This window comes from Pseudomonas antarctica (assembly GCF_001647715.1).
Lineage (GTDB): Bacteria > Pseudomonadota > Gammaproteobacteria > Pseudomonadales > Pseudomonadaceae > Aquipseudomonas > Aquipseudomonas antarctica_A.
Genome location: NZ_CP015600.1, coordinates 1,993,732 through 2,015,673, shown reverse-complemented (window position 1 = coordinate 2,015,673; position 21,942 = coordinate 1,993,732). Strand labels below are relative to the sequence as shown.

26 protein-coding genes are annotated in these 21,942 nt (G+C 60.7%); 12 read left to right on the top strand and 14 right to left on the bottom strand.

The features are described from left to right. Nucleotides 1-50 precede the first annotated feature (50 nt). Nucleotides 51-1,397 carry a class II 3-deoxy-7-phosphoheptulonate synthase gene (locus A7J50_RS09345; RefSeq protein WP_064451544.1) on the top strand — a complete coding sequence of 449 codons (1,347 nt, stop codon included), beginning with the start codon at nucleotides 51-53 and terminating at the stop codon, nucleotides 1,395-1,397. Between the two features lie 101 nt (nucleotides 1,398-1,498). Here the strand turns inward: A7J50_RS09345 and A7J50_RS09340 are convergent, their stop codons facing one another. Next, nucleotides 1,499-2,731 carry a winged helix-turn-helix domain-containing protein gene (locus tag A7J50_RS09340; protein ID WP_064451543.1) on the bottom strand — a complete coding sequence of 411 codons (1,233 nt, stop codon included), beginning with the start codon at nucleotides 2,729-2,731 and terminating at the stop codon, nucleotides 1,499-1,501. 45 nt (nucleotides 2,732-2,776) lie between these two features. Then, nucleotides 2,777-2,983 carry a DUF1127 domain-containing protein gene (locus A7J50_RS09335; RefSeq protein ID WP_064451542.1) on the bottom strand — a complete coding sequence of 69 codons (207 nt, stop codon included), beginning with the start codon at nucleotides 2,981-2,983 and terminating at the stop codon, nucleotides 2,777-2,779. A gap of 70 nt (nucleotides 2,984-3,053) precedes the next feature. Here A7J50_RS09335 and A7J50_RS09330 point away from each other — a divergent pair, with 70 nt between their 5' ends. Continuing rightward, the gene (locus A7J50_RS09330) at nucleotides 3,054-3,935 is read left to right on the top strand and encodes a LysR family transcriptional regulator (RefSeq protein ID WP_064451541.1); all 882 of its coding nucleotides are present in this window, start codon (nucleotides 3,054-3,056) and stop codon (nucleotides 3,933-3,935) included. Here the strand turns inward: A7J50_RS09330 and A7J50_RS09325 are convergent. Next, complete coding sequence (locus A7J50_RS09325) at nucleotides 3,925-4,674, bottom strand: sulfite exporter TauE/SafE family protein (protein ID WP_064451540.1); 750 nt, start codon at nucleotides 4,672-4,674, stop codon at nucleotides 3,925-3,927. The two genes, A7J50_RS09330 and A7J50_RS09325, sit on opposite strands and share 11 nt — an antisense overlap. Before the next feature lie 108 nt (nucleotides 4,675-4,782). On the opposite strand from A7J50_RS09325, the gene A7J50_RS09320 reads away from it, so the two are divergent. From A7J50_RS09320 to A7J50_RS09310, 3 genes are all read left to right on the top strand, one after another. Continuing rightward, the gene (locus A7J50_RS09320) at nucleotides 4,783-5,733 is read left to right on the top strand and encodes a LysR family transcriptional regulator (protein ID WP_064454883.1); all 951 of its coding nucleotides are present in this window, start codon (nucleotides 4,783-4,785) and stop codon (nucleotides 5,731-5,733) included. Between the two features lie 80 nt (nucleotides 5,734-5,813). After that, nucleotides 5,814-6,266 carry a MarR family winged helix-turn-helix transcriptional regulator gene (locus A7J50_RS09315; protein ID WP_064451539.1) on the top strand — a complete coding sequence of 151 codons (453 nt, stop codon included), beginning with the start codon at nucleotides 5,814-5,816 and terminating at the stop codon, nucleotides 6,264-6,266. A 262-nt stretch (nucleotides 6,267-6,528) separates the two neighbouring features. After that, entirely contained in the window at nucleotides 6,529-6,948 is a 420-nt protein-coding gene (locus tag A7J50_RS09310; protein ID WP_034126737.1) for an organic hydroperoxide resistance protein, read from the top strand. A gap of 65 nt (nucleotides 6,949-7,013) precedes the next feature. Here the strand turns inward: A7J50_RS09310 and A7J50_RS09305 are convergent, their stop codons facing one another. Together A7J50_RS09305 and earP are read right to left on the bottom strand one after the other, a co-directional pair. Beyond that, a complete protein-coding gene (locus A7J50_RS09305; RefSeq protein WP_064451538.1) occupies nucleotides 7,014-7,586 on the bottom strand; it encodes an elongation factor P in 573 nt (190 codons plus the stop codon). 49 nt (nucleotides 7,587-7,635) lie between these two features. Further along, on the bottom strand, nucleotides 7,636-8,769 hold the full coding sequence (earP, locus tag A7J50_RS09300; protein ID WP_064451537.1) for an elongation factor P maturation arginine rhamnosyltransferase EarP: 1,134 nt from the start codon (nucleotides 8,767-8,769) through the stop codon (nucleotides 7,636-7,638). A gap of 132 nt (nucleotides 8,770-8,901) precedes the next feature. On the opposite strand from earP, the gene A7J50_RS09295 reads away from it, so the two are divergent. Together A7J50_RS09295 and A7J50_RS09290 are read left to right on the top strand one after the other, a co-directional pair. After that, nucleotides 8,902-9,270, top strand: coding sequence for a hypothetical protein (locus A7J50_RS09295; protein ID WP_064451536.1), 369 nt, complete (start codon nucleotides 8,902-8,904; stop codon nucleotides 9,268-9,270). A 12-nt stretch (nucleotides 9,271-9,282) separates the two neighbouring features. Further along, complete coding sequence (locus A7J50_RS09290) at nucleotides 9,283-9,765, top strand: GreA/GreB family elongation factor (RefSeq protein ID WP_064451535.1); 483 nt, start codon at nucleotides 9,283-9,285, stop codon at nucleotides 9,763-9,765. Nucleotides 9,766-9,770: 5 nt separating this feature from the next. On the opposite strand, the gene cysB is transcribed toward A7J50_RS09290, so the two are convergent. The 5 genes from cysB to A7J50_RS09265 form a co-directional block, all read right to left on the bottom strand. Continuing rightward, nucleotides 9,771-10,745 (bottom strand): HTH-type transcriptional regulator CysB, encoded by a 975-nt coding sequence (gene cysB, locus A7J50_RS09285; protein ID WP_003189876.1) that lies wholly within the window; start codon nucleotides 10,743-10,745, stop codon nucleotides 9,771-9,773. A gap of 103 nt (nucleotides 10,746-10,848) precedes the next feature. Beyond that, nucleotides 10,849-11,349 carry a universal stress protein gene (locus A7J50_RS09280; RefSeq protein ID WP_064451534.1) on the bottom strand — a complete coding sequence of 167 codons (501 nt, stop codon included), beginning with the start codon at nucleotides 11,347-11,349 and terminating at the stop codon, nucleotides 10,849-10,851. A gap of 70 nt (nucleotides 11,350-11,419) precedes the next feature. Then, entirely contained in the window at nucleotides 11,420-12,337 is a 918-nt protein-coding gene (locus A7J50_RS09275) for a 5'-nucleotidase (protein WP_064451533.1), read from the bottom strand. 15 nt (nucleotides 12,338-12,352) lie between these two features. Continuing rightward, nucleotides 12,353-13,318, bottom strand: coding sequence for a putative 2-dehydropantoate 2-reductase (locus tag A7J50_RS09270; RefSeq protein WP_064451532.1), 966 nt, complete (start codon nucleotides 13,316-13,318; stop codon nucleotides 12,353-12,355). Continuing rightward, nucleotides 13,315-13,701, bottom strand: a complete 387-nt coding sequence (locus tag A7J50_RS09265) for a hypothetical protein (RefSeq protein ID WP_064451531.1) — start codon at nucleotides 13,699-13,701, stop codon at nucleotides 13,315-13,317. The genes A7J50_RS09270 and A7J50_RS09265 overlap by 4 nt, the downstream gene beginning before the upstream one ends. Between A7J50_RS09265 and A7J50_RS09260 the strand changes: the two genes are divergently transcribed. Both A7J50_RS09260 and A7J50_RS09255 read left to right on the top strand, forming a co-directional pair. Beyond that, the gene (locus tag A7J50_RS09260) at nucleotides 13,700-14,134 is read left to right on the top strand and encodes a PilZ domain-containing protein (protein WP_064451530.1); all 435 of its coding nucleotides are present in this window, start codon (nucleotides 13,700-13,702) and stop codon (nucleotides 14,132-14,134) included. The two genes, A7J50_RS09265 and A7J50_RS09260, sit on opposite strands and share 2 nt — an antisense overlap. Before the next feature lie 131 nt (nucleotides 14,135-14,265). Beyond that, a complete protein-coding gene (locus tag A7J50_RS09255) occupies nucleotides 14,266-15,342 on the top strand; it encodes a 3-deoxy-7-phosphoheptulonate synthase (RefSeq protein ID WP_053255142.1) in 1,077 nt (358 codons plus the stop codon). Nucleotides 15,343-15,406: 64 nt separating this feature from the next. On the opposite strand, the gene A7J50_RS09250 is transcribed toward A7J50_RS09255, so the two are convergent. Then, nucleotides 15,407-15,688: a GNAT family N-acetyltransferase gene (locus tag A7J50_RS09250; RefSeq protein ID WP_064451529.1), complete on the bottom strand. Its 282-nt coding sequence runs from the start codon at nucleotides 15,686-15,688 to the stop codon at nucleotides 15,407-15,409. Between the two features lie 612 nt (nucleotides 15,689-16,300). Between A7J50_RS09250 and oprI the strand changes: the two genes are divergently transcribed. After that, the gene (oprI, locus tag A7J50_RS09245) at nucleotides 16,301-16,552 is read left to right on the top strand and encodes an outer membrane lipoprotei OprI (protein ID WP_003172710.1); all 252 of its coding nucleotides are present in this window, start codon (nucleotides 16,301-16,303) and stop codon (nucleotides 16,550-16,552) included. 134 nt (nucleotides 16,553-16,686) lie between these two features. On the opposite strand, the gene A7J50_RS09240 is transcribed toward oprI, so the two are convergent. From A7J50_RS09240 to A7J50_RS09230, 3 genes are all read right to left on the bottom strand, one after another. After that, nucleotides 16,687-17,658 (bottom strand): L,D-transpeptidase family protein, encoded by a 972-nt coding sequence (locus A7J50_RS09240; RefSeq protein WP_064451528.1) that lies wholly within the window; start codon nucleotides 17,656-17,658, stop codon nucleotides 16,687-16,689. An 84-nt stretch (nucleotides 17,659-17,742) separates the two neighbouring features. Continuing rightward, nucleotides 17,743-18,033, bottom strand: a complete 291-nt coding sequence (locus tag A7J50_RS09235) for a hypothetical protein (RefSeq protein ID WP_064451527.1) — start codon at nucleotides 18,031-18,033, stop codon at nucleotides 17,743-17,745. Between the two features lie 58 nt (nucleotides 18,034-18,091). Then, complete coding sequence (locus A7J50_RS09230; RefSeq protein ID WP_064451526.1) at nucleotides 18,092-18,697, bottom strand: arylesterase; 606 nt, start codon at nucleotides 18,695-18,697, stop codon at nucleotides 18,092-18,094. A gap of 10 nt (nucleotides 18,698-18,707) precedes the next feature. Here A7J50_RS09230 and A7J50_RS09225 point away from each other — a divergent pair, with 10 nt between their 5' ends. Both A7J50_RS09225 and A7J50_RS09220 read left to right on the top strand, forming a co-directional pair. Beyond that, nucleotides 18,708-19,391, top strand: coding sequence for an ABC transporter ATP-binding protein (locus A7J50_RS09225; RefSeq protein WP_064451525.1), 684 nt, complete (start codon nucleotides 18,708-18,710; stop codon nucleotides 19,389-19,391). Next, nucleotides 19,391-21,901 carry an ABC transporter permease gene (locus A7J50_RS09220; protein ID WP_064451524.1) on the top strand — a complete coding sequence of 837 codons (2,511 nt, stop codon included), beginning with the start codon at nucleotides 19,391-19,393 and terminating at the stop codon, nucleotides 21,899-21,901. Before A7J50_RS09225 ends, A7J50_RS09220 begins: the two co-directional genes overlap by 1 nt. The last annotated feature ends 41 nt before the right edge of the window (nucleotides 21,902-21,942 follow it).

Sequence of the window (21,942 nt, the reverse complement as noted above, 5' to 3'; positions counted from 1 at the left end):
ATTGCTGATAACATTGGCGCCCGACCGTCAATCAACCAATCGAGTTCACGATGAGCCAACCCTGGAGCCCCGATAGCTGGCGCGCCCTGCCGATCCAGCAACAACCCCAGTACCCGGACGCTGCACACTTGCTGCAAGTGGAGCAGAACCTGGCCAGCTACCCGCCACTGGTGTTTGCCGGGGAAGCCCGCGAGTTGCGCCGTCAGTTTGCCGAAGTGACCCAGGGCCGCGCGTTCCTGTTGCAGGGCGGCGACTGCGCCGAGAGCTTCGCTGAGTTCTCGGCTGCAAAAATCCGCGACACCTTCAAGGTGCTGCTGCAGATGGCGATTGTGATGACCTTCGCCGCCGGCTGCCCGGTGGTGAAAGTCGGGCGCATGGCCGGCCAGTTCGCCAAGCCGCGCTCGGCCAACGATGAAACCATCGACGGTATTACCCTGCCCGCCTACCGCGGCGACATCGTCAACGGCATCGGTTTCGATGAAAAAAGCCGCGTGCCGGACCCGGACCGCCTGCTGCAGTCCTATCACCAGTCCACCGCCACGCTTAACCTGCTGCGCGCGTTTGCCCAGGGCGGTTTTGCCGACCTGCATCAAGTGCACAAGTGGAACCTGGACTTCATCGCCAACTCCGCGCTGGCCGAGAAGTACAGCCAACTGGCGGACCGCATCGACGAAACCCTGGCCTTCATGCGCGCCTGCGGCATGGACAGCTCGCCGCAGCTGCGCGAAACCAGTTTCTTCACCGCCCACGAAGCGCTGCTGCTCAACTATGAACAAGCCTTCGTGCGCCGCGACAGCCTGACCAACGACTACTACGACTGCTCGGCCCACATGTTGTGGATCGGCGATCGCACCCGTCAGTTGGACGGTGCCCACGTCGAATTCCTGCGCGGGGTCAACAACCCGATCGGCGTCAAGGTCGGCCCGAGCATGAACCCGGAGGACCTGATCCGCCTGATCGACATCCTCAACCCGGACAACGACCCCGGCCGCCTCAACCTGATCGCGCGCATGGGCGCAGGCAAGGTCGGCGACCACCTGCCCAACCTGATCCGCGCCGTGCAGCGTGAAGGCAAGCAGGTGCTGTGGAGCTCGGACCCGATGCATGGCAACACCATCAAGGCCAGCAGCGGCTACAAGACCCGCGACTTTGCGCAGATTCTTGGCGAGGTCAAGGAGTTCTTCCAGGTGCATCAGGCCGAGGGCTCGTATGCCGGCGGGATTCATATCGAGATGACCGGGCAGAACGTTACCGAATGCATCGGCGGCGCACGGCCGATCACCGAAGATGGCTTGTCGGACCGCTACCACACCCATTGCGACCCACGGATGAATGCCGATCAGTCGCTGGAACTGGCGTTCCTGATTGCCGAGACCTTAAAACAGGTCAAACGCTGAGACGTTGACTTGACCGGCCGACGCCATCGCAAGCAAGCAAGCCCGGCTCCCACAATCAACCGCGTACTCCTGTGGGAGTCGGGCTTGCCCGCGATGGGGCCCTAAAGGCCACTATCCAAGTCGAGCATTGCCGCTCTTAACCGAGCGGCACTCAGCCGCTGACAATTGAGCTGGACCTGTTCCAACCCCAGCCAGTCAGCCATTTGCCGCAGGTTCAACGCCAGTGCCTGCATCCCCGCTTCGTCCAGCCCCGGCTCTTCTTCGTGCACTGCATGCACCGCCAGGCGCCCGTTGGCGCGTTCGGCGCGCAGGTCCACACGCGCAGCGATCCGTTCGTTGTGCAAAAACGGCAGCACGTAGTAGCCGTACACCCGTTTTGCCTGCGGGGTGTAGATCTCCAGCCGATAGCGGAAACCGAACAGACGCTCGGTGCGGCTGCGCTCCCAGATCAGCGAATCGAACGGCGACAGCAATGCACTGGCCACCACCTTGCGGGGTACTTTCGGCTCGGGCAGGCAGTAAGCCGGTTGCGTCCAGCCCTGCACCCGGCACGCCAGCAGTTGCCCATCCTCGACCAACTCCGCCAGGCGGTTACGGCTGTCGGCGGGGTCCAGGCGGAAATAATCGCGCAGGTCCTTTTCGGTTGCCACACCCAATGCACTCGCACTGTGCAGCAGCAAGCCGCGCTGGGCCTCAGCTTCGCTCAAGGTAGCCTGGTGAAGGATGTCGCCGGGGATGACCCGCTCCGGCAAATCGTAGAGCCGCTCAAAACCACGCCGCCCGGCGACGGTGACCAGGCCGGCGGCGAACAGCCATTCGAGCGCATGTTTTTCATCACTCCAATCCCACCAGGGGCCGGCGCGCTCTTCACGGGTGGACAAACTGCCCGCGCCCAACGCGCCCTGCTCCTCGACGGCGCGCAGGACGCGATGAACAGTGGCTTGCTGTTCACGCCCAAAACGCGCCATCTGCGCATAAATCCCCTGCCCCAGCTTTGCCCTTTCCATGCGCCAGCGCATCAACGGGTACAACGCCATCGGCAGCAAAGAGGCCTCATGGCCCCAATATTCAAATAGCGAGCGCCGCCGCCCCTGGCTCCAGGCGGCATCCTCAAGGAGCAAAGGGGCGTAATGACCCAGGCGGGAAAACAGCGGCAGGTAGTGGGAGCGCACCACCGCATTGACCGAATCGATCTGCAACAAGCCCAAGCGATCAATCACGCGGTTGAGGTGCGTAGCCTTGATCACTGCAGGCGCCTGGCGCCCGGAAAAACCCTGGGCCGCCAGCGCCATGCGTCGAGCTTGCTTGAGTGAAAAACACAGGTCGACGGGCATGGAATTCTCCGTATGGGCTCGCCGACTACCCTACTGCATCCTGGGTCACTTGCGCAGCGGGTCTTGCCAGAAATGCAGGTGACGGTCCTGCTCCACGTCGCCACGATTGAGCCCGATGTCCTTGAGCGCATCATCACTCAAGTTCGCCAGCACCTGACGCTCATGGTGCAGCGCCTGCCAACGGGCCACCACCTGAAACAGCCCGAAAAACGGGCGTTTCGTCATCAACACAAAACCTTTCTGACCTTTCATCTTCTCGCCCTCCAGTGGGGATGACGAGAGTGTGTGCCCGGCCTTATGATCAATCCAACGAATGTTTCTTATGCAATACATCTCGGAGATTGATCAATTGTCCGGCTACCCGAGCATCGACACAGAAGTGCTGCGCACCTTCGTCGCCATCGCCGATCAGGGCGGGTTTACCCGTGCTGGCGAGCTGGTCAATCGCACGCAATCGGCGGTGAGCATGCAGATGAAGCGCCTGGAAGAAGACGTGCTGCAACGCAAGCTATTCGAACGCGACGGCCGCCAGGTGCGACTGACACCTGAAGGCCAGGTCCTGCTGGGCTATGCGCGGCGCATTCTCAAGCTGCACAGCGAAGTGTTCAACACCCTGCGCGAGCCCCATATGGTCGGATTGGTGCGCATCGGTACGCCGGACGATTACGTGATGCGCTTCCTGCCGGGGATTCTCAAGCGGTTCTCCAAAGCGTACCCGCTGATCCAGATCGAAATGCACTGCGAATCGTCATTGGTGTTGATGCAGCGCCGCGATCTGGCCCTGACGGTGATCAGCCGGGAGCCAGGGAGTGAAATCGGCGAACTGTTGCGCAATGAGCGCATGGTCTGGGTGGCGGCGCCATGCTTCTGTGTGGACGAGCATGAGTCGCTGCCGCTGGCCATTTCCGGGGTGGACAGTTTCTGCACCCACTGGACCCGCTCCGCCCTCGAATCCATTGGGCGCGACTATCGCCTGGCCTACCACAGCTCCAACGGGGCGGCGATCCAGGCGGTAGTCAGCGCAGGCCTGGCAGTGACCGTCAGCATGGAAAGCCTGGTGACAGACGACCTGCGCGTACTCGGCAGTGACGAGGGATTTCCGCCGTTGCCGTCGGTTAATTTGCGGCTGCTGCGCAACCCGGCCATGACTTCGCCGATCACCGAATGCCTGGCCGAGTACATCCTCGAAGGCTTCAAACTTTAAAGGTCAGCATCACCGCGCACACCGCCAGAAAACCGCAGAACAAGCCGCGCAGCACCCGCTCCGGCAGCGCGTGGGCAACTTTCACGCCCCAACTGATACTCAACAGGCCACCCACCGCCAGTGGAACGCCGATCATCCAGTCCACCTCGTGGTGCCAGGCGTAGGTGACCAGGGTGACGCCGGTGCTGGGCAACGCCAAGGCCAGGGACAGGCCTTGGGCGACCACCTGGGAGGTGCCGAACAGGCTGGTCAACACCGGCGTGGCGACCACCGCCCCGCCCACTCCAAACAAACCGCCCATGGAGCCGGAGGCGGCACCCAGCACGCCGAGCCAGGGCCAGGAATACCGCATCTGCGCAGTCGGTGGCGCATTACGGGTGAACATGCGCAACAGGTTGTACGCCGACAGCGTCAGCAAGAACGCGATAAAACCGATGCGCATGGCGCCGGCATCCAGGCCGACTGCCCAGATCGAGCCGAGCCAGGCGAAGCAGAAGCCCATGACGCCCAACGGTAGCGCGTGGCGCAGTTCGATGCGGTTGCGCTGGTGGTAACGCCACAGGGCCAGCATTACGTTGGGCACCACCATCACCAGCGCCGTGCCTTGGGCAAGCTGTTGATCGAGGCCGAACAACACGCCGAGTACCGGGATCGCAATCAACCCGCCACCAATGCCGAACAGGCCGCCCACGGTGCCGAGGGCCGCGCCCAATACCAGATACATCGCTAGATCCAACACCGCTCATTACTCCAAAAGCCCAGGCCTCGCATGCTACGCAGTCGGCTCTGGCGCGCAAAGGCACAGCAACGCACAATGGCTGTGCCAATCTCGCATAAGCGTTCGCCGATGAACCCGAATACCCTGACTGATCAACTGGGCCTGTTTCTTGATGTACTCGAGACCGGTAGCTTTTCCGCCGCCGCCCGCCGCCATCCTCTGACCCCGTCGGCAGTGGCCCGGCGCATCGACAGCCTGGAAAACTCGGTGGGCAGCCGCTTGTTTCAGCGCAGCACCCACGCGGTGGTGCCGACCCCGGCCGGCCTGGCCTTTGCGGAGCGAGCGCGGCGAATCGTCAGCGAGTTGCAGTTGGCGCGTGCCGAGGCGGTGTCGTTGAGCCATGCGCCGGAAGGCTTGATTCGTGTGGACGCCCCGGCCGCGTTCGGGCGACGGCACTTGGCGCCGGTGATTGCGGACTTTTTGAACGTATACCCGGGGCTGGATGTGCACCTGCATTTGATCGACAGTTTCGTCGATATGCAGGGAGCGCACCTGGGCAAGGTCGACCTGGTGCTGCGCGCCGGGCATATCGTCGATACCCGCCTTATCGCCACACCCTTGGCCAGCATCGTGCGTATCGCCTGCGCCAGCCCGGCGTACCTGAAAAACCGTGGCACGCCGACCCATCCCCGGGACCTGAGCGAGCATGACGGGCTCGACTGGGACGGCCTGGCGCCGATGTTCGCCTGGCGCTTTGAACTAGACGGGCGCCGCGCCACCTATCGCCCGCGGCGCATTCGCATGAGTGCCAATAACGCCGAAGCGCTGCTCTCGGGCGCTCTCGCCGGGCTGGGTATTGCGCATCTGCCGACCTGGCTGGCCAGTGAATACCTGGTGCGTGGCGAACTGCTGCCACTGTTTTGCGAAAACGGCCTGCCCAGCCCGGAAACCACCGGCATCTATGCCCTGCGCCTGGAGCAGCAGGCCAATGCCCGTAGCCGGTTGTTGCTGGAATACCTCAAGTCGCGCTTCAGCCCCGTGCCACCGTGGGATCTGGCACTGCAAAGCGGCCTGGTCTGACTACTCGGCCAGAATTATCTGGCGCATTAAAGATTTGCCCGCTAGATTCCAGCCCAGACACGCTTTTTCGAGGCACCGCCATGAGCAAAAATCCCGCCCCTTGCGAATCCCTGATGCTGGACAACCAGCTGTGTTTCGCCCTGCACTCCACTTCGCTGCTGATGACCAAGGTTTACAAGCCTTTGCTGCAAGCCCTCGGCCTGACCTATCCGCAGTACCTGGCCATGATGGTGCTGTGGGAAGAAGATGGTTTGACCGTCGGCGAAATCAGCAGCCGTCTGCTGACCGATCCGGGCTCCCTGACACCCTTGCTCAAGCGCCTGGAAGCCGAAGGCCTGCTCAGCCGCACCCGCAGCCGTGAAGATGAGCGCGTGGTAGTGGTGGAGCTCACCGCCGCCGGCCGCGGCTTGCAGGAAAAAGCCAAGGGGATTCCCCACTGCATCCTCGGCGCCAGCGGCCTGGAGCTGGAGCAGTTGCGCACGTTGCAAAGCGATTTGATTGCATTGCGGGGAAAGCTGCAGGCTAACGTCTGACGCGGTAGACCAAACGCCAACTACCAAATGTGGGAGTTGGCTTGCCTGCGATCGTGGTACTTCAGTCATGAATACATCGACTGACACACCGTAATCGCAGGCAAGCCAGCTCCCACATTTGTTTGTGTGGTGGGCCAGTAGATTACGCATTGCAAAATTTTTTGTAATTTATCTTGCGCGCTAAACATTAGCGCTATACATTTACCTCACCAACTACTTAGCGCGCAAATATTTAGCGCTAACAACCCAAGAGGACGACACCATGCAAACTCTCTATACCGCAGTAGCCACCGCCACCGGCGGCCGTGATGGTCGTGCGGTTTCCAGCGACAACATCCTCGACGTCAAACTTTCTACCCCCAAAGAGCTGGGCGGTGCCGGCGGCCAAGCCACCAACCCTGAACAACTGTTTGCCGCCGGCTACTCGGCTTGCTTTATCGGTGCCCTGAAGTTCGTCGCCAGCCAGACCAAGCGCAAAATCCCGGATGACGCTTCGATCACCGCCCACGTCGGCATTGGTCAAATCCCCGGTGGTTTCGGCCTGGACATCGACCTGCACGTGAGCCTGCCGGGCCTGGCCCAAGATGATGCGCAAAGCCTGGTCGATGCCGCTCACCAAGTCTGCCCATACTCCAACGCCACCCGTGGCAACGTCGATGTGCGCCTGCACGTGACGGTCTGATTAATAAACGCCCATAAAAAAACCCGACGCCAGGTCGGGTTTTTTTCGTATCGGCAGGGCCAGAATTACTTCTTGGCGCGGCCTTTGTACGAACCGCCTTCGCGGGTGTCGATCTCGATCATGTCGCCGATCTCGATGAAGTCTGCAACGGCCAGTTCGGTACCGTTTTTCAATTTGGCAGGCTTCATTACCTTGCCCGAAGTGTCGCCGCGAGCGGAACCTTCGGTGTAGTCAACCTGACGCACGATGGTGGTTGGCAGCTCTACGGAAACCAGGCGGTCTTCAAAGAAGATAGCTTCGCAGACGTCTTCCATACCTTCTTCCACGAACGGCAGAACGGCTTCGATATCTTCAGCGTTCAGTTCGTACATGGTGTAGTCGGAAGTGTCCATGAACGTGTAGGTGTCGCCGCTGATGAAGGACAGGGTCGCTTCTTTGCGGTCGAGGATCACGTCGTCCAGTTTGTCATCGGCGCTGTAGACGATCTCGGTCTTGTAACCGGTCAGCAGGTTCTTCAGCTTGGTCTTCATGATTGCGCTGTTACGACCAGACTTGGTGAACTCAGCTTTCTGAACCAGCCAAGGGTCGTTTTCGAGACGGATCACTGTACCGGGTTTCAGTTCTTTACCAGTTTTCATTGCGTATATCCGAAATTTGGATGGGATTTACAAAAATCAAGGTCGCGTATCATATCCAACTTTCATAAAACTGTACCAGCGCCGTCGCAAGATCGGCCTGCAAGCCTTGTTCCAGACACCACGTCTCGGCGTTCTGAGACACCTCAGGCCAGTGCTCCAACAGCATTTTCCACGGTTGTGCCATATCGCCATCAGCGTTCCAGGCTTGCCAGAGCGCAACCAGCGCGGCTTTGGCTGCCGGCGATAAGGCCGCGGTGTAGAGCTCGAGAAAAGCATCAAGCTTGTCCAGGTGGATGTCTTCATCCTGGCGATAGATGTGCCACAACAACGGGCGCCCGGCCCACTGGGCGCGTACGAACGAGTCTTCGCCGCGCACGGCGTTGAAGTCGCAGCACCACAGCAGGCGGTCATATTGTTCCTGGCGTACGAACGGCAGTACCTGCACGGTCAGGGCATCACGCTGATGGATATCCCCCACCGCCAGCCCTTCTACACCGAGCCAACGCTGTACATCGCCGAGGATGCGCCCTTCCGGCACCAATAGATGAGTGGCACGCCCGTCCGTCGCCAACACCTCCAGCCAACTGGCGAGCCCGGCGTTTTCGTAGGCAAACAGCGACATCAACCGTGCACCGATCGCAGGAAATACGCCCAGCGCTTGCAGGAATTGTTGCTGCGCGGCGCGATCCTGCTGAAAGGCATGACGCTGCTCCAGCAAGCCGGACTCTCGCAGCAACCCACCCGTACCCGGGCGAAAGCCAGGGAAGAAAAAGTACTTCTGCACGCCCTTGAACTTCACCGACGGCAAGCGATGGCACCCCACCACCCAGTCTTCAGCGCTAAGGTAATCCAGGTTCATCCACAACGGCGTGCGTTCCCGCGCGGCCATGGCTTCCATATAATCGGGCGGCAACTGGCAAGCGAACGCGGCAATCACGACATCGGCAGAGGGCGTGTCGTGCCACGGCGCCGGCCAGTGGCGAACCTCCACACCCTCTTGCCATTGCTGGTCCAGTCGCACATCAATTTCGGGGCACATGCGCTCGAAGGCGCGCAGGTCATCGACCCACAAGCGCACTTCGCACCCATGCTCCACCACCAATTGCCGGGCCAGGCGCCAGGTCACGCCAATGTCGCCGTAGTTGTCGACGACGCTGCAAAAAATATCCCAGCGGGCTTTCATTCCGGGCTCCAACGCTCAAAGGCTCGATTGTCCGCATAAATGCGCTGATGCAGAAGGCTTGATCGCGATTATTCTGCACAGTGGCTGTGCGACAATCGCCGTCACGCCGCAACTACCTGCCAGGAGACAATCATGTCTGATCGTCCGTTATCGCTGTTCAAGCTCAGTATGGCTGTGGCTTTTGGCCTGTGGCTTGGGTTTATCGCCATCGTGCTGACCGCGTGGCTGGCATCGCGCTACGTGTTTGTGCAAACCCTGGCGCCGGTTGCTCAGGCGGTTCAGCAATTGGGCAAGCCCGCGGTCGTTGCGCCGGAGCCACCGAACCGCATGTTCGAGCAGTATCAGGAGAACCTGCGCAAGCAGGAACAACAGCAAACCCTGGACCAGGCGCGCAACAATGCGCGCAACCTGTCCAACCCCAAATGCCAGTTCTGGCTGCAGCAGGACCAGAACGCCCCCAATGAAAAGAGCAAGGCGAACGTCCTGCAATTTTGCGAATGATCAAGCACAGCCATGAATAAACACGCCGTTCACCAGTTGATCCTGGAAAAGCTCACCGTCGACCTCGACATCGCCCAGCGCGCCGCGCAGACCGCCTACGAAACCGCGACCCACGAAGAAAACATTGCGGAAAACAAGTACGACACGCTGGGGCTGGAAGCTTCCTACCTGGCGGCCGGGCAGGCCAAACGCGTCGAGGAAATCAAACAGGCGCTGACGCTGTGCCACACCCTGCAACTGCGTGCTTATGATGATCAGCGCGGCATAGAAGTCGGTGCGCTACTGGGGCTGGAGGACGAGAACGGTCGCCAGCAGTGGCTGTTCCTGGCGCCGGATGCAGCAGGTCTGAAAGTGGATGTGGTGGGGCAACCAATAACTGTCATCACCCCGCGCTCGCCTCTGGGCAAAAGCCTGTTGGGCAAGTTCAAAGGTGATGAGGTGGAGATTCTGGTGGCAGGCGCTCGGCAACATTTTACGGTTACCGAGGCCAAATAAACCACTCAGTGGACGGGCAATTCTACGCCGTCGAACAGCTCTTCCAGTTCCTGCTTGTTGTGGCACTGGATCGCCTTGGCCATGACTTCGCGGGTCAAGTGCGGTGCGAACTTCTCGATGAAATCGCACATGAAGCCGCGCAGGAATGTGCCACGACGGAAGCCGATTTTGGTCACGCTGGACTCGAACAGCTCACTGGCGTCGAGTACCACCAGGTCTTTGTCGAGGTTGGTGTCGACCGCCATCTTGGCGACGATCCCCACGCCCAGGCCCAGGCGCACGTAAGTCTTGATCACGTCGGCGTCGGCGGCGGTGAACACCACTTTCGGGGTGAGGCCGCGATGGCTGAAGGCTTCGTCGAGCTTGGAGCGGCCGGTAAAACCGAACACGTAAGTCACGATCGGGTATTCAGCCAGGGCTTCCAGGGTCAACTTCGGCAGCTTGGCCAGCGGGTGACCCTGGGGCACGACGACGCAACGGTTCCAGCGGTAGCACGGCATCATCACCAGGTCGCCGAACAGCTCCAGGGCTTCGGTGGCAATGGCGAAGTCAACGGTGCCATCAGCGGCCATCTCGGCGATCTGCATCGGCGAACCCTGGTGCATGTGCAACGCCACGTCGGGGTATTGCTTGATGAAATCGCGGATCACCGGCGGCAAGGCATAACGCGCCTGGGTGTGGGTGGTGGCGATCGACAGGGTGCCTTTCTTCTCGTTGGAGAACTCCTGGGCAATCTGCTTGATGCTTTCGACTTTACGCAGGATCTCGCCGGCGGTGGTGATGATGCGCTCGCCAGCCGGGGTGACGCGGGTCAGGTGCTTGCCGCTGCGCGCGAACACTTCGACGCCCAGCTCGTCTTCGAGCAGGCGGATCTGCTTGCTGATACCGGGTTGCGAGGTGTAGAGGCTTTGAGCGGTAGCGGAAACGTTGAGGTCGTGGTGCGCCACTTCCCAGATGTAGCGCAGTTGTTGAAGCTTCATAGATGTCCCTCAAAGCAAATAGACGCCACGGGTATCAGCGACGGTATATAACTATATTAAAGGTCAGACGGATAAATCTAGAACTTTTTATCGTTTTTACCGATCAACTGTCATCACTGCGCCGACGCTGCAGCGACGGCACCATGTAAACCGGCACTGTCGCCAGTTGCAGCACCCTCGCTGCCGTGCGCCCAAGCGGTGTGGCGGCGGCGGTTGCATGGCTGTGACTACCTACGATCAACAGGTCGACGGAAAGTTTACGCAGCTGGTCGAGAATCACCTCGCACGGGTCCCCCTGAATCACACGCACCGAGCGAATCAACTTCAAGTCTTGCTCCCCGTCCCCCAACTCCTCGCGAAAACTGTCCAGTACCCGCTGCTCAATCGTCGCCATCACGGTGTTAAGCCCCTGGCTCTGCCATTCACTCAAGGCTTTCTCATCAAGATAGCTCTGCAACACCGATTCGGCGAACAGCCCAATCGGCTCGACCACATGGATCACATACAAATCCGCCTTGAACGTTCGGGCCAGCGCCAGCGCGTGCTGCATGACATAAGGCGCATACAGACCAAGGTCCGTGGCATACAGCATCGAACGAATCATAGAACCTCCTGGACTGCCAGGATGGCGGGGATTGAATGAGCTTAGCAGCGCCTTGACGACTTCGGCTGACTTAGCGCTCGGTCTGGATTTTCAACTCATTACTGATGCCATGGGGCACATGCCCGGTGGCCACCACCTCCCTGGCTTTCTCACAATGACCGGCCTGGTCATCGAAAAACACGTCAGCGGCAAACGCCTCCAGAAATGCAGATTTCTCCAGGCCGCCGAGGAACAGTGACTCGTCCAGGCGGATATCCCATTCGCGCAATGTGCGAATCACGCGCTCATGGGAGGGCGCCGAGCGCGCAGTCACCAGCGCCGTGCGGATCGGGCACGCGTCATCCGCGAACTCACGTTGCAACAGGTTGAGCGCCGCAAGGAAGCCCTTGAACGGACCGCCGTGCAAAGGCTGGCGCGCCGACTCGCGCTCGCTGGCCTGAAACGCCTCCAGCCCGCCGGCCTGGTACACACGCTCCGACTCATCGGAAAACAGCACTGCATCACCGTCGAACGCAATCCGCAGTTCTTCACTCGATGCCCGACGCGCACCGCCCGACAGAATCGTCGCCGCCGCAAAACCGGCATCGAGTGCGCTGCGCACGTCTTCAGCATGGGTCGAAAGAAACAGATGGCAACCAAATGCAGCCAAATAAGGATAGGGACTACGCCCGCCGACGAAAGCAGCGCGGGAAATATCCAGACCGTAATGCTGGATCGAATTGAACACCCGCAAGCCGGTATCGGCACTGTTGCGCGACACCAATACCACCTCGACGCGAGCACGCCCCAGGCTGGCGTTAAGACTGAGCAACTTCTTGACCAGTGGGAACGCGTCGCCGGGCTCGAGGGTTTCTTCCTCGTGTTCGATCTGGTATTTGCGGTAAGCCTCCACACCTTCGGCCAGGTAGACCTTGTGGCTGTCGCTCAGGTCGAACAGTGCCCGCGACGAAATCGCCAGCACCAACTTGTCGCCCAATCCTTTCGCCATGGTGTGCCCCCGGAATCAGCGGTTGTGCCGATCAATAAAACTCAATGCCTGATAAAGCGCTTCCATGCGTGGCAATTCGCAACCTGCGGCTTTGGCGGCGGCCAGTGGCCGTGCGTAAATCGCCGCCAACTCCAGCGGGCGTTTGTGCACATGGTCGTGGTACATGCTCGGCAGGTAGTCAACCATGGTTTCGGTCATGGCGAACATCTGCTCGGCATAACTGGCAGGGATTTCATGACCGCAGGCATGGGCGCCCTTCACCACTTCAGCCATCAATGCCTGGATCAGTTCGCGGCTCGATTCATCCGCCATCATTGCGGTAGTGCCGGTGCCCAACAACACGGAGAGGCCGTTGTAAGGCACATTCCACACCAGCTTGTGCCAGCGGGCCAAGTGGACGCTGGCCATGGCCTGGGACTCGATACCGGCCTTGTGAAAGAGCGCGGCGCCCTCTTCGACAATCGCCTTCTGGCGCGCCTCATCATTGGCCGCCGTGCCACTGTGATAACCCAGATTGACCCGGCCCAGGGCCTGATGCTCGACGACGCCAGGCGCGGCACGATGCACGCCGATATAACACAGGCCGCCCAGCAGGTGCAGCGACGGCGGCAGGTGTTCACGCAGGCTGTCTTCGACGTCGAGGCCGTTTTGCAACAGCACCACCCTGGCGTCCGGCGCTGCGACCTGAGCGATGGTCGGGGCCAGGTCCACATTGCCGGTGGACTTGGTCCCGACCAACAGCCAATCGCAGGCAGGCATATCGGCGGCGCGGGCATAAGCCTGCACCGGGTGCAGGTGCAACTGGCCATGCAGCGTGCTGTTGAGGCGCAGGCCATGTTCGCTGACCGCTGCATATTCGCTGCGCAACAGAAAGTGCACATCGAACCCGGCCCGCGCCAACATCACCCCATAGAACCCACCGATCGCACCGGTGCCAATAATGCCAATACGTGGAGACGACTCGGGTGCAACTGCGCTCATGGCAAATCCTCTGGTGTGCGGGTGAGTGCGTGATTCACCGCGTCGGTAAGGTCTTTATTCGTAAGGCGTGACTGTAATTGCCCAAGAAATTGACCCTCGCACACGAGGAACAACGCGGGCAAATGAAAGATCTGGTAGCGCTCGACTGCTCCGCCGTTGTTCCCGGCATCGACCCAGCACACGCGGTCCACCGGCAACGTCCAACTCGGTAACTGCTGGCGTGCCCAGCGGCAACTGGAGCAGCCTACGCTGGTAAACACCACCAGCGAAATACCTGGCAATCCCAGCAATTGCTGGTCAATATCCAGGTCGGTCAATTCCTGTTCCTTCACTATACTGCTGCCACTGCCGTCAACCGGACGGCGCTCGGAGTCCGTGTACATGGGTCGTTTTTTACCTCACCCTGATGATGTCGCTGTCGAGTTGATCCAACGTCCCTCCCCTGCCATTCCCCGGCAACGCCTGCACACTATCGGCCTGGGCGGCGTCGCCTGCAATTGCCCGCGTGCCTTGCGCCAGGGCACAGCCGTTGATTTGTACATCCCGTCCCTTGGCGCCACCGCCCGTTATCCGGGCTATGTAGCCTGGTGCCGCAAAGTCGACCAGGGCTATCGCGTCGGCATCTCTTTTACCGATGAGCACGCGTTGTTCGGTGCACGAATGGGCGAGCAAGTGTGCCAGATAGAACGCTACTGTCGCCTGCACGAAGACACGGAGCCGACCCCTGCCCAGCTCGAAGCCATGGCCCGCGAGTGGGTCTCGCGCCATGCCGTTGAGTTCTCCCACGAGGCTTTTGTGGCGCCAGCGCTGGATTAAAGCCGGTTTTGCCCATTGTCGCGGGCCCGTGTTACGCGCTAAGGTTCCTCCCCCCTGCATTCAAATCATGCTGTGCTCCGCCGCACGGGGATGGCTGGCGGCCGGCACCCGTGACCCTGACGAGTAACACGATGGCTGATTTACCGATCAATGACCTAAACGTCGAATCCAACGAGACCCTGATCACGCCCGATCAGCTCAAGCGCGAAATCCCTCTGAGCGACGCTGCCCTGCAGACCGTAACCAAGGGTCGCGAAGTCATCCGTGACATTCTCGACGGCACCGACCACCGCCTCTTCGTCGTCATCGGGCCGTGCTCGATCCACGACCTCAAGGCGGCCCACGAATACGCCGAGCGGCTCAAGGTACTGGCGGCGGAAGTGTCCGACACCCTGTACCTGGTGATGCGCGTCTATTTCGAAAAACCGCGGACCACCGTCGGCTGGAAAGGCTTGATCAACGACCCGTACCTGGACGACTCGTTCAAGATTCAGGACGGCTTGCACATTGGTCGTCAGTTGCTGCTGGACCTCGCCGAAATGGGCCTGCCCACCGCCACCGAAGCCCTCGACCCGATCTCCCCGCAATACCTGCAGGACCTGATCAGCTGGTCGGCCATCGGCGCGCGCACCACCGAATCCCAGACCCACCGCGAAATGGCGTCCGGCCTGTCTTCGGCCGTGGGCTTCAAGAACGGCACCGATGGCGGCCTGACGGTCGCGATCAACGCGCTGCAATCGGTGTCCAGCCCGCACCGTTTCCTGGGTATCAACCAGGAAGGTGGCGTGTCCATCGTCACCACCAAGGGCAACGCCTATGGCCACGTGGTATTGCGCGGTGGCAACGGCAAGCCGAACTATGATTCGGTCAGCGTTGCACTGTGCGAACAGGCGCTGAACAAAGCCAAGATCAAGCCGAACATCATGGTCGACTGCAGCCACGCCAACTCCAACAAGGACCCGGCCCTGCAACCGCTGGTGATGGAAAACGTCGCCAACCAGATTCTTGAAGGCAACCAGTCGATTATCGGTCTGATGGTCGAGAGCCACTTGAACTGGGGCTGCCAGGCGATTCCAAAAGACCTGGCCGACTTGCAGTACGGCGTGTCGATCACCGATGCCTGCATCGACTGGGCCGCCACCGAAACCACCCTGCGCAGCATGCACGCCAAGCTCAAGGACGTGTTGCCCAAACGCAAACGCACCTGAACCACGCAATTGCGCACACAAAAACGCCGGGCTAAGCCCGGCGTTTTTGTGTGCGACTGATCAGTTACAGCTTCGCGGCATGGCGCTGGTGGCGCTCCATGTAGCGTTCGACGTAGGAGCACGAAGGGATGACTGTGTACCCGGCGTCTTCTGCGAACTTCAACGCTTCCTCGGTCAACGCAGCAGCAATGCCACGGCCACGCAGTGCGTTGGGCACGAAGGTACGATAGATGTCCAGGGTCTGCTTCCCGAGGTCCATATAGGTCAGATAGGCACGATGACCGTCCACATTGGTCTCGAACTGATGACCAGCCTGGTCATGGTGGATGGACAACGCCTCGCTCATCACTACTCCTCGCGGGTCTTGAATTTCGACCCCTACCTTACCGATGTTTTTCCGGCGAAGGAACATCTACGCCACCCCGTGCCGGTTTCGACAACGAGAAAACCTATAGCGCTCACAACCAGCACGTAGAGAATAGTAGGCACCAATCCTGCAATAGCTCAAGGCGCACTCGTCATCCCCTGCCGCTGGTGGTTACAGAAAGAGCCTCGATCAATCAGCAATCGATAGCCTGAACATTGCCGGCAGTTGAAGCTTGAGACGAACTGCCGCTCTTAAAGTCACCTCTACATGCGCAAAAGATACCGGGTGAGGCAAAGGCAACCTGAAAAAAAGTGTCAACGTCGATATATAAATCTTCACGTGTTTGGCAGGCCCAACACATGCGGGCCGGACCTTTCAGCTTGGATCCAGTTCCCACTGATATGAAAATTCCCGGAGGGTTTTTATACAAACCCCCAAAAGATTAGCCAAAATAGATTCGGCGCAAGAATTTTTTTTGCTTCTTGCGCTACGTCAGTTTACTTACTACAAGTAATGAGTAGTATGTACGCCGGCTATCAGCTCACTCTGAGAAAGTAGCCATTTAATAGAAAGTCCTTGAAGGGGAACACGATGAACAACGTTCTGAAATTCTCTGCTCTGGCTCTGGCCGCAGTTCTGGCTACCGGTTGCAGCAGCGTCTCCAAAGAAACCGAAGCTCGTCTGACTGCAACTGAAGACGCAGCAGCTCGCTCCCAGGCTCGTGCAGACGAAGCCTACCGTAAAGCTGATGAAGCTCTGGCTGCTGCTCAAAAAGCACAACAGACTGCTGACGAAGCTAACGAGCGCGCTCTGCGCATGCTTGAAAAAGCAAGCCGCAAGTAATAATCCTTCGGGGTTGTTATCAAGCCGATCCATTCTTGGATCGGCTTTTTATTGCGCGGAATTCAGCCCTGAATCGCGTGCAATAAAAAGCCCGCCGCAGCGCAAGGCCAGGGCGGGCGTTTGATCGAGCCCGCTTATTGCTGCAGGTCGACCGGCGTACTCGACACCACTGGCGCGTTGCCGCCCGGCACACCAATCTCCGTTGGCAAACCGTCTTCCGCCGCCACCACGTCACGCACCTGATCCCAATTGACCCGCAGGTTATTGGCCAGGTCTTCGCGCTTGAGCAAGGCGTTGATCACCGCGGTGTGCTTGTCGACGACCGACGGTGTGCCGTCATCATTGAGCGGCGTATGCGCTTCCAGGTAGACCTTGCCGCCACTGCTGCCGAACTTGTAGGCATCGCTGATGATTCGCACCGACGTGCCAACCGGCACCATGCTCGCCATTTCCAGCACGTTGTTGTTGAACATGCGGAAGCAGCCGTGGCTTGTACGCGTGCCGATACCAAATTTCATGTTGGAACCGTGGATCAGATACCCCGGCGTGCCCAACGTGAACTTGAACGGCCCCAGCGGGTTATCCGGGCCGGCCGGCACCACGTTAGGCAGCGGGTCGCCGTTGGCGGCATGCTCGGCCTTGATCGAGGCGGGTGGCGTCCAGGTCGGGTTGGGGATCTTGCCCGTGATGGTGGTGTGCGCGACGGGTGAACCCCAGCCCTCGCGGCCAATCCCCAACGGGAACGTGTAAACCACGTTCTGGCCCTTGGGATAGTAATAAAGCCGATATTCCGCCAGGTTGATCACAATGCCTTCGCGGGGGCCAGGCGGCAGGATGAAACGCGTGGGCAGCACAATTTCCGTGCCCGCGCCGGGCAACCAGGCATCGACACCCGGGTTGGCCGCGACCATTTCCGAATAGCCCAGGTCATAGGTAGTACCCAGGTCGGCGAAGGTGTCTTCGTACTTGGCCTTGATCACCTGGACCTGACCAACGATGTCTTCACCCGGCGGTGGCAAGGGCAACTGCAAGGCTGACGCCGAACCGGCCGCACAAAGCGCAGCGAGAGACAGGCAGCAGGTAACGACGGAAAGGCGCGACAACATCCGGAAAATCCTTCGCAGAACGACGGGTAGGAAAAAACTGATTGTATACGTGAAGCGCGCTTCAAGCATCAGTCTGCCCTGCTGCTATTCGAAGCGCAGTTCCGGCCAGATCAGCGGCGTGCCGCGCTTTTGCGATTCGAGAATCGCCCGGCACAATGGGCACAACCGCTGGTCCTGAAAGATCGAGCGCCCCACCGAGGACCAGCGCGGTTGCGCCGGCAATAATGTGCCGCAGAGTGTGCGGTCGATCGAGCCGCCCAACTCCAGTTGACGCGCCACCAGATGCACCCGGACTTCCTGGCAGGCGAACAGATCCAGCTGCTCGTCAGGCTCGATCAGTTGGTAGTTGAACAGGGACCAGGCAGGGCGCGACATCGGGGGCTCCAGATCGGGGGGGCGCCACCTTAGCCGAAAGCCTGCCGCTAGAAAAGCGTCATAGCAGCGGTTTTAGCGTCGGCCAGACATTTTCCAGCAACTTGCCCTGGGCGCCGACCGCTGGGTGAAGCTGATCCGCCTGCATCAGTTCCGGGTGGCCACCGATTCCCTCGAGAAAAAACGGCACCAACGGGACACTTTTCTCCTTGGCCAAGGCCCCGTACACCTCGGCAAATGCCGTGGTGTATTTCGGCCCGTAATTAGGTGGCAACTGCATGCCCAACAGCAGCACCTTGGCACCACCGGCCTTGGACTGGTCAATCATCGACGCAAGATTTTGTTTCAATTGCGCGGGCGGCTGGCCGCGCAGACCGTCATTGCCGCCCAACTCGAGGATCACGACATCTGGCTTATGCTCTGCAAGCGCCGCCGGCAGCCGCGCCAGGCCTCCGGCACTGGTGTCGCCGCTGATGGAGGCGTTAACCACTTTATCGTCGAAACCTTCGCTCTTGAGCCGTTGTCCCAACAACGCTACCCACCCTTTGCTGGTATCCAGTCCGAAACCGGCACTGATACTATCCCCAACGATCAGGACTGTACCCGCCGCTGCGTTCTGGGCCATGCACATCAAGGCCAGGCCAGCACTCAAAAACCACATTCGCATCGGATTCTCCATGGGCGCAAGCATTCTCACCGCGCGAAACCTTAGCAAAGTGGTTCCCAGCGCGGAAGGTGAACTGACTATCCTGCACGAACTGAGCCTGGAACTGAACAAGGGCGATAGCCTGGCGATCGTCGGCAGTTCCGGTTCCGGCAAATCCACCCTCCTCGGCCTGCTGGCCGGCCTCGACCTGCCCAGCAGCGGTGAAGTCACCCTCGCCGGCCAAGCCTTGAGCACCCTCGACGAAGACCAGCGCGCGCGCATTCGTGCCGAGCACGTGGGTTTCGTTTTTCAATCGTTTCAGCTGCTCGACAGCCTCAACGCCCTGGAAAACGTCATGCTGCCGCTGGAACTTGACGGTCGCAAAGACGCCCGGGAACGCGCCAGGTACCTGCTGGAGCGCGTCGGCCTGGGCCAACGGCTGACCCACTCGCCACGCCAGCTTTCCGGTGGCGAGCAACAGCGGGTCGCCATCGCCCGGGCCTTTGCCGCCGAGCCGGAGGTGCTGTTTGCCGATGAGCCTACCGGCAACCTCGACAGCCACACCGGCGAGCGCATCAGCGACCTGCTGTTCGAGCTCAATAAAGAGAGCGGCACGACCTTGGTGCTGGTCACCCACGACGAGCGCCTGGCCCACCGTTGCCGACGCCTGATCCGCCTTGAAGCCGGCCTGATGGTCGCGCCCCTGGAGCCTTGATGGCACGTATGCCGCTGTTGCGCCTGTTCAGCCTTGCCATGCGCCAATTACTGCGTGACGCCCGCGCCGGCGAATTGCGCGTGTTGTTTTTCGCCTTGCTGGTGGCGGTGACGGCCAGCACGGCCATCGGCTACTTCGGCGCACGCCTCAATGGCGCCATGCTGTTGCGTGCCACCGAGTTTCTCGGTGCCGACCTGGTGCTCGAAGGCAGCTCGCCGGCACGTCCCGAACAAATCAGATCCGGGACCGAACTGGGCCTGGATCACGCGCGCATCGTCGAATTCTCCAGCGTTATCGCCACGGATAACGGCATCCAGCTCTCCAGTATCAAGGCGGTCAACGAGCAGTACCCGTTGCGTGGCGAGCTGAAAAGCGCGACAGAGCCCTTCGGTGCCGAAACCCCGGGAGGCGGCCCAAAACCCGGCGAAGCCTGGGTGGAAGCTAGGCTGTTGACGGCGCTGAACCTGAAGGTCGGCGACAGCATCGACGTCGGTATGAAAACCCTGCGACTGGCTCGCATCCTGACCTATGAACCCGACCGCGCCGGCAACTTCTACAGCCTCACGCCTCGGGTGATGATCAACCTTTCGGACCTGGACGCGACCGGTGTGGTGCAGCCCGGCAGCCGCGTAAGCTACCGCGAACTGTGGCGTGCCCCCCAAGGCAGCACGGCGCTGCAAACCTATCGCGACCTGGTCAAGCCAGGCCTTGCCGCCAACCAGCGCCTGCAGGATTCGCGAGACGGCAACCAGCAGATCGGCGGCGCCCTGGGCAAGGCCGAACGTTACTTGAACATGGCCAGCCTGGTGGCGGTGCTGCTGGCCGGCGTGGCCGTGGCGCTGTCGGCCAACCGATTTGCCAGCCGACGTTTCGACGCCAGTGCACTGCTGCGCTGCCTCGGGTTGTCACGCCGCGAAACGATGGTGTTGTTCAGCCTGCAACTGAGCGTACTGGGCCTATTGGCGAGCCTGACCGGTGCCGTGCTCGGATGGCTGGCGCAATTTGGCCTGTTCTATTTCCTGCACGACCTGTTGCCGGCCGACGTGCCGCCCGGCGGGCTGCTGCCGGCAGTTGCAGGCATCGGCACCGGGCTGGTTGCGCTCGCCGGCTTCGCCCTGCCGCCGTTGGCGGCGCTGGGCCGCGTGCCACCGCTGCGGGTATTGCGCCGTGACATGCTGCCGATACCTTCCAGCACCTGGATGGTGTACGGCGCCGCACTGTTCGCCCTCGGCCTGATCATGTGGCGCCTGAGCCTCGATCTGGTGCTGACCTTTGCGTTGCTGGGCGGCGGCGTGATGGCGGCGCTGATCCTCGGCGGCCTGCTCTTGTTGTTGCTGCAGAGCTTGCGACGGCTATTGGCGCGCGCCTCCCTGCCCTGGCGCCTGGGCTTGGGCCAATTGCTGCGTCACCCACTGGCGGCGGCCGGTCAGTCCCTGGCGTTTGGGCTAATCCTGTTGTCCATGGGCTTGATCGCCCTGCTGCGCGGTGAACTGCTCGACACTTGGCAAAACCAGCTGCCCAAGGACGCCCCCAACTATTTCGCCCTGAATATCCTGCCGGCCGACAAGGACGCCTTTGGCGCGCGCCTGCTGGACCTGCAGGCGCAAGCGGCGCCGCTGTATCCGGTGGTGCCGGGCCGGTTGATCAGCATCAATGGCGAACCCGTGCAGCAAATCGTCAGCAAAGACTCCAGCGGTGACCGTGCCGTGCAGCGCGACTTGAGCCTGACCTGGGCGGCCGACCTGCCGCCGGGCAACGTCCTGACCGCAGGTTCCTGGTGGTCGCAGCAACCGGGCGATGAAATCCCTGGGGTGTCGGTAGAAGCCAAGGTCGCCGAAAGCCTGAAGCTCAAGCTGAACGATCACCTGGTGTTCACCATCGGTGGGGAGAATCGCGAAGCGCGGGTCACCAGCCTGCGGACCATCAACTGGGATAACTTCCAGCCCAACTTCTTCATGATCTTCCAGCCGGGCACGTTGAAGGACCTGCCCGCCACCTACCTGACCAGCTTCTACCTGGCGCCTGGGCACGACCAGCAGATCGTCGACCTGTCCCGAGCATTCCCGGCAGTCACGATATTGCAGGTCGAAGCCTTGCTGGAGCAGTTGCGCAGCATTCTCGCCCAAGTGACCCTGGCGGTGGAGTACGTATTGCTGTTTGTGTTGGCTGCCGGGATGGCCGTGTTGTTTTCGGGCCTGCAGGCCACGCTGGATGAGCGAATTCGCCAAGGTGCGCTGTTGCGTGCACTGGGCGCCGAGCGCAGGTTGCTGGTCAAGGCTCGGCGGATCGAGTTCGGCTTGCTGGGCGCGGTCAGTGGCCTGCTGGCGGCCCTGGGCACGGAACTGGTGACATGGGTGCTGTACCGCTACGCCTTCGACCTGGTATGGCATCCACATGCGTGGCTGCTACTGCTGCCAGTGATCGGTGCCGTGCTGATCGGCGGTGCCGGTGTATTGGGTACGCGCCGCGCGCTGAATGCCAGCCCGTTGACCGTACTGCGCGAAGGCTGAAACGACCGATGGCCAGCACGCGAAATCGCGTGCCGGCCATC

Coding starts and splice junctions, on each gene's coding strand:
- A7J50_RS09330 (WP_064451541.1), top strand. CDS start 3,054: ATGCAATACATCTCGGAGATTGATCAATTGTCCGGCTACCCGAGCATC.
- A7J50_RS09270 (WP_064451532.1), bottom strand. CDS start 13,318: ATGAGCGCAGTTGCACCCGAGTCGTCTCCACGTATTGGCATTATTGGC.
- A7J50_RS09310 (WP_034126737.1), top strand. CDS start 6,529: ATGCAAACTCTCTATACCGCAGTAGCCACCGCCACCGGCGGCCGTGAT.
- A7J50_RS09255 (WP_053255142.1), top strand. CDS start 14,266: ATGGCTGATTTACCGATCAATGACCTAAACGTCGAATCCAACGAGACC.
- A7J50_RS09220 (WP_064451524.1), top strand. CDS start 19,391: ATGGCACGTATGCCGCTGTTGCGCCTGTTCAGCCTTGCCATGCGCCAA.
- A7J50_RS09280 (WP_064451534.1), bottom strand. CDS start 11,349: ATGATTCGTTCGATGCTGTATGCCACGGACCTTGGTCTGTATGCGCCT.
- A7J50_RS09305 (WP_064451538.1), bottom strand. CDS start 7,586: ATGAAAACTGGTAAAGAACTGAAACCCGGTACAGTGATCCGTCTCGAA.
- A7J50_RS09345 (WP_064451544.1), top strand. CDS start 51: ATGAGCCAACCCTGGAGCCCCGATAGCTGGCGCGCCCTGCCGATCCAG.
- A7J50_RS09265 (WP_064451531.1), bottom strand. CDS start 13,701: ATGTACACGGACTCCGAGCGCCGTCCGGTTGACGGCAGTGGCAGCAGT.
- A7J50_RS09320 (WP_064454883.1), top strand. CDS start 4,783: ATGAACCCGAATACCCTGACTGATCAACTGGGCCTGTTTCTTGATGTA.
- A7J50_RS09315 (WP_064451539.1), top strand. CDS start 5,814: ATGAGCAAAAATCCCGCCCCTTGCGAATCCCTGATGCTGGACAACCAG.
- A7J50_RS09235 (WP_064451527.1), bottom strand. CDS start 18,033: ATGTCGCGCCCTGCCTGGTCCCTGTTCAACTACCAACTGATCGAGCCT.
- A7J50_RS09250 (WP_064451529.1), bottom strand. CDS start 15,688: ATGAGCGAGGCGTTGTCCATCCACCATGACCAGGCTGGTCATCAGTTC.
- A7J50_RS09335 (WP_064451542.1), bottom strand. CDS start 2,983: ATGAAAGGTCAGAAAGGTTTTGTGTTGATGACGAAACGCCCGTTTTTC.
- A7J50_RS09230 (WP_064451526.1), bottom strand. CDS start 18,697: ATGCGAATGTGGTTTTTGAGTGCTGGCCTGGCCTTGATGTGCATGGCC.
- A7J50_RS09260 (WP_064451530.1), top strand. CDS start 13,700: ATGGGTCGTTTTTTACCTCACCCTGATGATGTCGCTGTCGAGTTGATC.
- A7J50_RS09290 (WP_064451535.1), top strand. CDS start 9,283: ATGAATAAACACGCCGTTCACCAGTTGATCCTGGAAAAGCTCACCGTC.
- A7J50_RS09240 (WP_064451528.1), bottom strand. CDS start 17,658: ATGTTGTCGCGCCTTTCCGTCGTTACCTGCTGCCTGTCTCTCGCTGCG.
- A7J50_RS09340 (WP_064451543.1), bottom strand. CDS start 2,731: ATGCCCGTCGACCTGTGTTTTTCACTCAAGCAAGCTCGACGCATGGCG.
- A7J50_RS09295 (WP_064451536.1), top strand. CDS start 8,902: ATGTCTGATCGTCCGTTATCGCTGTTCAAGCTCAGTATGGCTGTGGCT.
- A7J50_RS09275 (WP_064451533.1), bottom strand. CDS start 12,337: ATGGCGAAAGGATTGGGCGACAAGTTGGTGCTGGCGATTTCGTCGCGG.
- A7J50_RS09225 (WP_064451525.1), top strand. CDS start 18,708: ATGGGCGCAAGCATTCTCACCGCGCGAAACCTTAGCAAAGTGGTTCCC.
- oprI (WP_003172710.1), top strand. CDS start 16,301: ATGAACAACGTTCTGAAATTCTCTGCTCTGGCTCTGGCCGCAGTTCTG.
- earP (WP_064451537.1), bottom strand. CDS start 8,769: ATGAAAGCCCGCTGGGATATTTTTTGCAGCGTCGTCGACAACTACGGC.
- cysB (WP_003189876.1), bottom strand. CDS start 10,745: ATGAAGCTTCAACAACTGCGCTACATCTGGGAAGTGGCGCACCACGAC.